The organism is Streptomyces sp. L-9-10, from assembly GCF_004151105.1.
Lineage (GTDB): Bacteria > Actinomycetota > Actinomycetes > Streptomycetales > Streptomycetaceae > Streptomyces.
On record NZ_PHRF01000127.1, the window covers coordinates 41,183 to 50,885 of the forward strand.

Here is a 9,703-nt window from a genome sequence, read left to right on the forward strand (position 1 = left end):
CGGGGCGTCGCGACGGCGGGGCGTCGCGACGGCGGGGCATCGCGACGGTGGAGTGTCACGACGGCGGGGGTGTCGCGACGGTCAGGCCAGGGCGGCCCAGATCGCGTTGGAGTCGGCGACCACATTGGCGGCGGTGAAGGACGCGGGCAGGGAGGTCACGCCCGTACTCGACAGCCGTCCGTGCCGGATGAAGGCCCCGGGCATCCGGGCGCTGCCGCCCGGGGTCTTGCCCATCGCGCCGCCGACCATGAAGGCGGGGCCGTCCGTCTTCACGGCCGGGCCGTTGACGAGCAGGGCGACGTAGTAGTTGCCGGCCGCCGCCGTGTACGCCTTGTCCAGCGTGCCCATGACGGTCTGGCCCTCGGTGGCGGGGATCAGCTTGTCCAGGGTCGGGGTCACGGTGCCCACGCGCTGGCCCGCGCCGGTGTAGAGCCCGGCGAAGGAGGTGGCGCTGAGCTTGCCGCCCACGTAACCCGGGCAGTAGAAGACGACCTTGGTGATGGTGGCCGCCGCGTGCAGTGGGATGCCGATCAGATAGAGCCAGCCGTTGATGCAGTACTGGGCCACGTCGGCGGAGCTGGCCGCCGGGTCGAACGCCCAGCCGCTGAAGCCCATCGAGGCCGGTGACCATGTGCCCGCCGCCGAGACCGCGTCCACGTAGCCGCGCCTGGCGAGCTGGTTGGCGCCCGCCGGGTTGACGGCGGTGGACGGCGGGACGGCGAAGGTCTTGGCCCCTTCCACCGCCTGGTCCCCGGTGAGCAGCACCGCCTCGTCGGCGGCGGCCGCCGCGACATCCGCGGCGGCCAGGGAGATCGCTCCCGTACGCCCGTTCACGGAGGTCACGGGCGCCGCGGCGATGCCCAGATAGCGGGTGTCGGCCGCGGTCTGGGTCAGCGCGCCCACGTCGGCGGCTTCCAGGACGACCGCTCCGGTACGTCCGTTGACGGAGGCCACCGCCGCGCCGTTGCCGGTCGGCAGCTGCGTCTTCGGCACCAGTCCGTCGGTGCCGAGGGTCGCCAGGCCGCCCGGCTTGCCGACCGTATCGGCGGGTACGGCGGAGACGTCGGTCGCGGAGAGGACGATGACGCCCTCGGTGTGCCCGTTGACCGAGTGCACCGAGCCGGGCTCGCCCCGCACCCCGGGCGGTCCCGGCTCGCCCGCGGGTCCCGGCGGGCCCGTCACCGCCACATAGTTCGGCGTGCTGGGGTCGGCCGGTGCCAGATCGGCCAGATCGACCGCGGGCCGGGCGGTGGGCAGCACGATCTGGTAGGTGCGGGACGGCGAGAGGCCGGTGAGCTTCTCGACAACGGTGTACGTCCACTCGGCCGGGTTCCAGCCGGGGCCGTCGGTGGCGGGCAGGACGAGAAGCAGCCTGCCCTCCCCGTCCAGGGTGGCGACGGTGGGGCCGCCGAGGAAGAGGTCGGCGTCGGCATGGGTGAGCAGCGCGGGCGGCCGGAACTCGACCGTTCCGGTCAGCGGGCGGCCGTCCGGGGCGAGATAGCGCGCGCTGACGCGCACCGTGGGAATGGATTCGGGCAGCACGGAAGTGCCTCCTCTGGGCTCTGGGCTCTGGGCTCTGGGCCTTTGGGCCTTTGGGCCTCTGGGCCTCTGGGCTATGGGGAAGTCGAAGGGAAGTCGTCAGGACTGGATGCCGTAGAGCGCGAGCGGCTTGCACCGCACGGTGCCGCCGGCCGTCGCCACCCTGGCCTGTACCTCGAAGGTGACGGTGGAGCCGTACTCCACGTCGAGCAGTGCGGTGAACTCCAGCCCTTCGGGTCCGCCCAGCGGCCCCACCTGCGCGCCGTCGGCCAGCAGCCGCAGCTCCGCGCCCTCAGGTCCGGTGGCCGCCACCCGGCAGTGCAGCCGGGGGTGCTGGACGATGCCGGGCCCCCGGTAGAGCGTCGTGAAGTCGACCGCGCCGGTGGATTCCCAGCTGCCGGTCCCGGCCGCGACGGGCAGCGGATACGGGATGTACGGGCGGGCCAGTCCCTGGTGGGTGGCGTCGTCGGCCATCACCACATTGCCCCTGCGGTCGAGGATCTGGACGGGCTGGACGGGCAGGGTGTCGGGCGCGCCGGTCCATACGGTGAGCGCCAGCGAACCGTCGTCCCGCCGTACCACCAGGCCCTGCTGCGGTGTCCGCTCGTCGCGGTCCGGCTGCACGCGGCCGAGGTAGAGCAGATCCTCGTCGCGGGCGGTGCGCACCCGCAGCCGGCCGCCCTCCCCGATGACCACATCGCCGTTCATGATCTGGTTCATCGGCGGACTGGTGTTGGCGCTGCCCATCAGGGCACGCACCTGTCGCTCCAGGTCGCGGATGCGGTCCAGCAGATCGGTGGGGATGATCGCCACGGCGTCACACCTCTTCCAGATAGAGCGTGGCCGTCTCGGACGCGGTGCGCTGGGGCGGGGTGACGGCAAGGCCGACGATCCGGTACCGGTGGTCGGACCCCTTCGGGTGCCACAGATCGTGCAGCCGTAGCCGGATCCGCGCCCCGAGCAGGGCGGGGGTGACCCGGCCGTCCATCCGTACGGTGAGTTCCGGGATGACCTCGGGCCTGCGCTGGCGGGCCAGTTCCGCGCGGGCGAAGGAGGCGAGTACCGCCTCGTCCTGGACGGAGCTGTGGTCGGAGGTGGACTCCAGCCGGGGCCAGCCCTCCGCGATGTCCTCGGCGCTCTCCGCCCGTACGGTCAGCGGCAGGGACTCCTGGGACTGGTCGGTGTTGGCCGATTCGCCCCGGGCCACCCACACATTGGCCTGCACGGTCGAGTCGGCGGGCAGGTTGTACGAGATCACCGTGCCCGGCTGGTCCAGCACGAGATCGGTGTGGCCGGTGACGATGGCCGGGCTGCCCAGTTGCAGGCGCTTGACGCGGCGGCCCTGGGCGTCCCGGTGGCAGTGCACCCGCCATTCGAAGCCGTCGGCCAACTGAGCCAGCTGATCGATGAGTTCACGGATCCGGGCGAGGGAGGAGTAACCGTACGAGTAGTTCCGCACCACCCCGGACAGCTCGGGCCCCGCGCTGATGCCGATGTCGCCGCCCGGCTGCTCCTGGGCGTGCCCGATCAGCGTACGGACGATGTCGAACTGGTCCGTCGCCGTACCGAGCAGGTCCCCGGAGAGGATCCGGTGGTCGAGATACGAGTCGAACGTGCCGGCCTGGAACTGCACCTTCATCCGGCCCTGCTCGTCGGACTGCGGGGTACAGGTCCACAGCACCCCGCCCCACCAGATGTCACCGTCCCGCTCCAGCCAGACCGCGGTACGGCCGGGCTGGAGCGCGAGGCGGGCCCGCTGGGCGAGCGCGGGGCCGGGCAGCGGGATGGTGGCGGTCAGCGAGCCGGGCTTGCCGATGTAGTCGTCGAACTTCGTCTCGGTGAGCGGGAGGACGTCGATCACCTGGTCGGTGCGGAGATCGCAGAAGAGCGCCCGGTAGACCGGTGTGGCGGGTGTGTTCGGTGTGTTCGGTGCGTTCGGTCTGTTGGGCCTGGTCGGTGTCGTCGGTGTCGTCATCGCCCGGCTCACAGCACCGGGTCGACGCGGACGAACCGGTTGTCGAACCAGGCGTTGCTGGTGGTGGCCGAGGAGATGTGCGCGGTGGTGACGGTGTGGACGACCCCCGCCTGGAGCCCGGTCACCCGGAAGACGGTGGACACGCTCGTCGCGTTCCTGGTCGAGACCGTGGCGGAGCGGGTCTCGTCGGCGGCCAGCACCACGGCGCCGTTCTTGCGGATGACGGCGCCCATCCGGGCCCACTGGCCGTCGAGCTGGGTGTTGCCGAGGAAGCCCACCGTGACCAGGACCGCGCCCGAGACCGGCACGGTGAAGGAGGTGGTGACCACCGGTCCCGTCGTATCGGTGACCGATTCGCTCCAGGTCGTGGTCTTGCAGTAGCCGCCGTCGCTGTGGGACGCGAACGCGGAGCCGGGCACCGCCCGCTGCCACACCGCGCCGTCCCATCGTTCGAGCCGCCCGCCCTCGTCGCGGTACTGGCCGGTGTACCCGCCGGCCGCCAGCGCGCCCTGCGGGGCGATACCGCCGAGCTGCTGGGGGTAGCCGGACCAGCGGCGGCCGTCCCAGCGCTGGAACTGGCTTCCGGTGTCCCGGTACTGACCCACGTAACCGCCGTTCACCTCGCGGTTCCAGCTCTCGGCGAGGATGCCGCCGACGGCGACGGTTGTGTCGCGCAGGTCGTAGAGGGCGGTGGACCAGTCGAGGCCGCCGGTGCCGGCCGACGCACCGGCCGGGACGGTGACCCGGGCCAGCGGCAGCGCGGCGTCGGGGACGCGCGGCGCCTCGGGCGTACCGGCCGGCACGCCCTGGATCACCTCCAGGACGGCTTCCGTACGGCCCGAGGAGTCGAACTGGCCGTCCCGGACGGCCAGGACGACGAGGTCGAGGCGGGGATTGCCCGCGTCACCGTCCGCGAAGGTGACCGGGGTGTGGTCGGTGACGACGACCGGGTAGGCGCCGGCCGGGCCGTAGCTCTGGATCACGGCGCGTCCCGGGCTGACCATCGCGGTCATACCGGCCGCCGCGCCGTAGACGTACAGGGCGTCCATCAGCTCCGAGCCGCCCTGGGAGCCGGGGATGACACCGCTCTGGGAGGTGAGGGCGCCGGTGGGGGCCATGGTGCCGGTGGGGGAGAGCCGGGTGTCGGCACGGGACTGGCCGGATTCGGAGTCGGTGCGGTTGATGAGCCACGCGCTGCGTACGGGCATGGGGTCCTCCAGGGGGCGAGTTGCCTTGGGTGGTGGCGAGTTGACTCGGGTGGTGGTGCGGGCGTGGGGGCGGGTGCGCGTGCGGGGGCGCTGGCGAAGGTGCGGTGGTGCGGGCCGGAGGTGCGGGCCGGTGGTGCGGGCCGTGGACACGGGCCGGTGGTGCGGGCCGTGGCTCTCGTCCCGGCCGGGATCACCAGTGGGTGTCGCGCCACAGCACGGTGGCCGAGGCCCGCGCGTCGGAAGTGGTGTCATCGGAGCGGAACGCCAACTCCGTTTCCCCGGGGTCCAGTTGGAAGAGCTGTTCGGGGACGGAGCCGGGGGCCGCGGTGTACAGCCGGGAGGCCGTGCCGTTGAGCAGGACCGTGCCCGCGTCGGTGTCGGCGGTGAGTACGTCGCCGGCGCCGAGCACGATGTCGTACTGGAGCTGCCGCCCGTCGGACAGCCGGGTCAGGGCGGGACGCCGTACCGGGCCGCGGAACTGGACCACCGGGTGGGCCGGGGCGTCTCCCGCGTTGGCCGCGGTGAGGGCGCCCGCCACCCCGGTCGCGCCCCAGTCGAGCGGCCAGCGCAGACCGTCGCCCGAGGTGTCCCGTGTGGTGTCCTGCCAGTTCAGCCCGGGTTCGGGGGAGGGCAGTACGGTACTGGCGCGATGCTGGACCGTGCCGTAGCGGCGGGGGTCGGTGGCGGTCCACTGGAGGCTGATCTTCGAGGTGCCCGACCGCACGTAGCCGCGGTCCTGCGGGACGACGCGGCGGCTGATCCGGGCCAGGACGGCGAGGGTCTCACCGTGCAGCCGGACGGCCAGCCAGCGTTCTCCGCCGTCGGGGCCGGTGGCCGCGCGGAAGGCGGCGGCCGTGGCTCCGGCCCGCTCGATGGTCTCGGGCAGCAGCCATACGGTCGTACCGATGACCCGTGACGTGGCCCAGCGGGCACCGGGCCAGGAGCCGTGCTGGTCGGGCCGGGGGACGTCGCCGGTGTTGAGCTCGGGGAGATCGTCCCAGCCGGTGATGCCGGTGCGGTCGATCTCGTACGGTGTGCCGGGGCCCATCAGAAGGCCGGCCCACTGGATCTGCCCGTCGCGGGTGATCAGTGAGCCGGGGGACGTGTCGTCCGGGTTGGGGTTCGTGGTCTCGGCCATCAGGCCGTTCACCTCACTTCACTCTCGGGCGGCTTTCGGGCGGCGGTGGAAGGCTGTCCCGCCGCTTCGCTCATGCCGCGGTCCGGTGCAGGAAGAGCAGGTCCTCGGCGATGGCGAGCGGGCTGCTGCCCCTGGTTTCGCGGTACGCGTGCAGGTCGGTACGGCCGGGGACGCGGTACGGCGCGCTTGATCCGTACGGCTCCTTCGTCCCCTCGGCGGGCGCGAGCCGGTCGAGCGCGGACAGCGGGAGGACCGAGCCCGCGCCTCCCGGGGCCCTGGCGGGCAGGACGACGCCGCCCGCGGCCAGCTGCGGGATCTTGCCGAGATGGACGCCGAACTTCTTGCCGAGAATGCTGAAGCTGAGGCTGTTGAGGCCGTCGATGACCCAGTTGGCGAAGGCGATCAGGCCGTTCAGCGGGCCTTTGACGACGCTCAGCAGCATCTGCATCCCGGTCGTCAGGAAGTCGCCGATGCCGTGCAGGGTGCGGGACATGGCGTCCCGTACCCGGGTGAACATGTCGGGGATCTTCCGGGTGATCCAGTCCAGGACGGGCTGGATGACGGACCGGAAGCCGTTCCACGCCTTCTTGACGAGCCCGGTGACGGCCCGGGTGGCCGAGCCGATGGTCCTGCCCGCGGCGCCGAAGTTCCCGGTCACGAGCGCGCCGATGACCTTGAGCACGGTGGTGACGACGGTACGGACGGCCGAGAAGTAGGCCGAGATGACGGTCGCGTGGCCCTGGACGACCGGGCCGAGGAACTTCCCGATCTCCTGGAAGCCCTTCAGCACGCCGTCGAAGACCTGCCGCGTCACGCGCTGTCCGGTCTGGGTGGTGAGCGCGTACTCGATCAGGAATCCGGCGACCGGCACGATCAGGCCGATCAGGAACCCGATCGGGTTGGCGCGCATGGCCACGTTCACGGCGGTCGTGGCGCCGGCCGCGACGGTGAGCGCTCCGCCGAAGACGGTCATGAACGTGGAGACCGTTCCGGAGGCCTTGCCGAGCGGCCCGGCGGCCGCGCCGAAGGCGGTGGAACCGGAGGCGAGCGAGGTGAGCGGGGCGGTGACGGCGCGGGCCTTGCCGCCGCCGGTACGGATCCGGGTCGCGGCCGTGCCGGCGGAACCGCCCGCCTTGGACAGGGCCGCGGCGGTCGGCGTCGTACCCGTACCGAACTGCCGCAGCGCGGCCCCGGCCGGGTCGGCCCCGGACGTGACCCGGGCGGCGGCGGAGTCGGCCTGCTTCACCCCGCCGAGGACGGCCGCGAACGAACGGGACACCTGCTCCAGTTGGTCACGGAAACCGCGCAGCGCACGGTCCACGCCCGCGAGAGGATTCAGCGAACCTGGCGTGAGCGAACCGGGCGTGAGCGAACCTGGCGTGGCGGTCGCGGCACTCATCCGCGGGCCTTGGACAGGAACATCAGCGCCGCGGCGGTCGACTGGAGGTCGCTGGTGGGCGCCTCGTAGTAGTTCTCGATGCTGAAGCCGGCGCCCCCGCCGCCGCCGGCGAGGGAGGCGGTACGGCCCTGCCGGGCGGTGTGGCGCAGCAGCCGGTCCAGCTTGGACAGCGGAAGCACAGCCTCCGCCTCGCCCGCCTCGGCGACGATGGCATGCACGCCGCCGCTGCGGGGCTGGACGATGCCGCCCTGGGCGAGGCGCGGGATGGTCGGCAGACGGATGCCGAAGGTCTTGCCGCCGACGAGGGGGACCCAGCCGGGGACCGAGACCTTGATGCCGTTGAGCCTGCCGATGGCGGAGTTGATGAGATCGATGACGGCGTTGACCGGCCCGCGTACCGCGCCCTTGATCTTGTCGAACGCCCTGCCCGCGATGTCCTTGAGCCCGCCCCAGACGCTGGACAGCTTGTCCTTGACGGCGCTGAAGGCCCTGGGGACCACATCCCGGATCCAGTTCACGACCGGGGTGATGACGCTCTTGATGCCGTTCCAGACGCTGGAGACGACGCTTTTGACGCCGTTCATGATCGTCGTGATGGTCTTCTTGATCGCGTTGAACGTCGTGGAGATGACGGAGCTGACGGCCTTGACGACGGTCGAGACGGCCTTCTTGACGCCGTCCCAGACCTTCTTGATGAGAGCGCCGGCCTTCTGCATGATCGGCCCGACGGCCTTCATGACCGTACTGATGACCTTCTTGATCGCGTCGAAGGCGACGTTGAGGACCTTCTGCATGGTCTTGGACTTGGTCGCCATGTCGACGACCTTCTCGATGAGGGGCGCGAGCAGGCTGAGCAGGGTGCCGATGAAGTTGCCCTTCATGGACTTGTTCAGGCCGCCCATGCCCTTGGAGGCGTTGTCGGCCCCGGTCTTGAACCGCCCGATCTGCGTCCCACCGGTCTGCCCCGCCTTGCCCGCGCCGCTCACCGATTTCTCGGCCCGGTCGGCGGCGGTCTTGAGGCTGTTCAGCTCCCGGGTGGCGCTCTGGGACGAGTCCTTGAGCTGCTTCAGTCCCCGCTGACCGGCACTGGCGCCGCCCTGCAGGCTTCCGGCGGCGCGGCCGGCGTTCTGGGCCTTGCTCTGAAAGTCCTTCAGAGATGACGAGGCTCTCCCGAGAGAGCTCACTAGAGACATGGCTCACCAGATTCCATTGATGGCGGATGGGTGTGTCAACCGAGGTTGCGGTCCAGGTCGTTCACCGCGGCAGTGACGCGGCGCACCCCGTCGGCCGCGGGGCGCGCCGCGGCATCCATGCGGCTCATCGCGTCACGGGTCCGGCGAGCCTGGTCCTCCTGCTGCCGCAACTGTGCGGTTGTCGGGCCCGGTGTTCGCCCGCCACTGCTTCGCCCGCCACTGCTTCGGGAGCCGGTACCTCGGGAGCCGGTGCCCCGAGCAGCGGGCTCGCTTGAGACCCGGGTCGGGGCGGGGGTGCCTTGTTGAGTGCTCCCTTGGGGGGACGGATCATTCGTGGGGGGTGCGGGAAGCGCGGGGGGAGGGGTGGCCCCACTGGCGGGTTCGCCCGTTCCGCCCGGCGCGGTCGGGTCGTCCGCGCCGGGCTGGAGCGCACGCCTTCGCAAGAAGCCAGAATCACCGTATTCGAGGTCAAGTTTATTCTTGACCAGTTCTTCAAGGCTGAAGAATGACGGAAGAGTGGCGTTGAACGGGACGAACTCCGCCTTCAGTGCGGTGATTTCGCTCTTGATCGCATTGAACTCTGTTGGAACCCAGTTTTTCCAGTCCGAGAACCATTTGAATTCATCCTCCTCTTTCTTTTTCTCCTTTTCGTATCCTTCGATCGCTCCTTTGATGGCTTCGGACGTCTCGGCGTGTGTGGCGTAGCCCCCTGCGGCGTTGGCCACATCCTTCTGTGCGAGACGGGCTTCCAGGGCACGCTCTGTCACGTACTCCTCGGGCATCTGATGCCTCCAGGATGTGGAGTTTCCGTGTATGCTGTGTGATCAAAACTCGACATCGAGTGTGGGGGGTTTTCGTGCTGTCAATTCCGGACATTTCGGGATTCTCGAACCTGATTCTCGTGCTCGCCTTTTTCGTGGGGTTATATGCGCTGCTCGCATACCCCCTGCAGCGAAAGGGGAGATCCCTTCGCGCAACAGGGGTGGAAGCGACCGCGGTATGTGAAGAACGCCTGTACCGGGGAGGCGCCACGGTTATCCGCGTCAACTGCTTGTTTCAACCCTGGCCGGGCGAACACGTCCGTGTTCAGGTGAGGGCGCCGAAGCCGCCGCCGAGGGTCGGGCAGCAGTTGCAGATCATATTTGACCCCGAAAATCCGCAACGGGCGGAGGGTGTGCAGTATCTGCACTCGCGGCAATCGCGGTACATGGGGATTGTCGCTCAGTGCCTGTTTGTCGTCATGCTGGTGTC

Annotated in this window: 9 protein-coding genes; 1 reads left to right on the plus strand and 8 read right to left on the minus strand. The window is 70.5% G+C overall.

Going from position 1 to position 9,703, the window contains the following annotated elements; translation table 11 throughout:
- Positions 1–81 precede the first annotated feature (81 nt).
- From CU044_RS29475 to CU044_RS29510, 8 genes are all read right to left on the minus strand, one after another.
- The gene (locus CU044_RS29475) at positions 82–1,542 is read right to left on the minus strand and encodes a phage tail protein (protein WP_129771804.1); all 1,461 of its coding nucleotides are present in this window, start codon (positions 1,540–1,542) and stop codon (positions 82–84) included.
- Positions 1,543–1,638: 96 nt separating this feature from the next.
- Entirely contained in the window at positions 1,639–2,352 is a 714-nt protein-coding gene (locus tag CU044_RS29480; RefSeq protein WP_129771805.1) for a hypothetical protein, read from the minus strand.
- A 4-nt stretch (positions 2,353–2,356) separates the two neighbouring features.
- Positions 2,357–3,514 (minus strand): hypothetical protein, encoded by a 1,158-nt coding sequence (locus tag CU044_RS29485; RefSeq protein WP_129771806.1) that lies wholly within the window; start codon positions 3,512–3,514, stop codon positions 2,357–2,359.
- Positions 3,515–3,522: 8 nt separating this feature from the next.
- Positions 3,523–4,722, minus strand: a complete 1,200-nt coding sequence (locus tag CU044_RS29490; protein ID WP_129771807.1) for a hypothetical protein — start codon at positions 4,720–4,722, stop codon at positions 3,523–3,525.
- A gap of 190 nt (positions 4,723–4,912) precedes the next feature.
- Positions 4,913–5,860 carry a phage tail domain-containing protein gene (locus tag CU044_RS29495; RefSeq protein ID WP_129771808.1) on the minus strand — a complete coding sequence of 316 codons (948 nt, stop codon included), beginning with the start codon at positions 5,858–5,860 and terminating at the stop codon, positions 4,913–4,915.
- 70 nt (positions 5,861–5,930) lie between these two features.
- Positions 5,931–7,259: a tape-measure protein gene (locus tag CU044_RS29500; RefSeq protein WP_193564107.1), complete on the minus strand. Its 1,329-nt coding sequence runs from the start codon at positions 7,257–7,259 to the stop codon at positions 5,931–5,933.
- Positions 7,256–8,452, minus strand: coding sequence for a phage tail protein (locus CU044_RS29505; RefSeq protein ID WP_129771809.1), 1,197 nt, complete (start codon positions 8,450–8,452; stop codon positions 7,256–7,258). Before CU044_RS29505 ends, CU044_RS29500 begins: the two co-directional genes overlap by 4 nt.
- 35 nt (positions 8,453–8,487) lie before the next feature.
- Complete coding sequence (locus CU044_RS29510; RefSeq protein ID WP_129771810.1) at positions 8,488–9,234, minus strand: hypothetical protein; 747 nt, start codon at positions 9,232–9,234, stop codon at positions 8,488–8,490.
- A 74-nt stretch (positions 9,235–9,308) separates the two neighbouring features.
- On the opposite strand from CU044_RS29510, the gene CU044_RS39245 reads away from it, so the two are divergent.
- The coding region (locus CU044_RS39245; RefSeq protein WP_205124118.1) for a hypothetical protein at positions 9,309–9,703 on the plus strand (395 nt) is incomplete at its 3' end.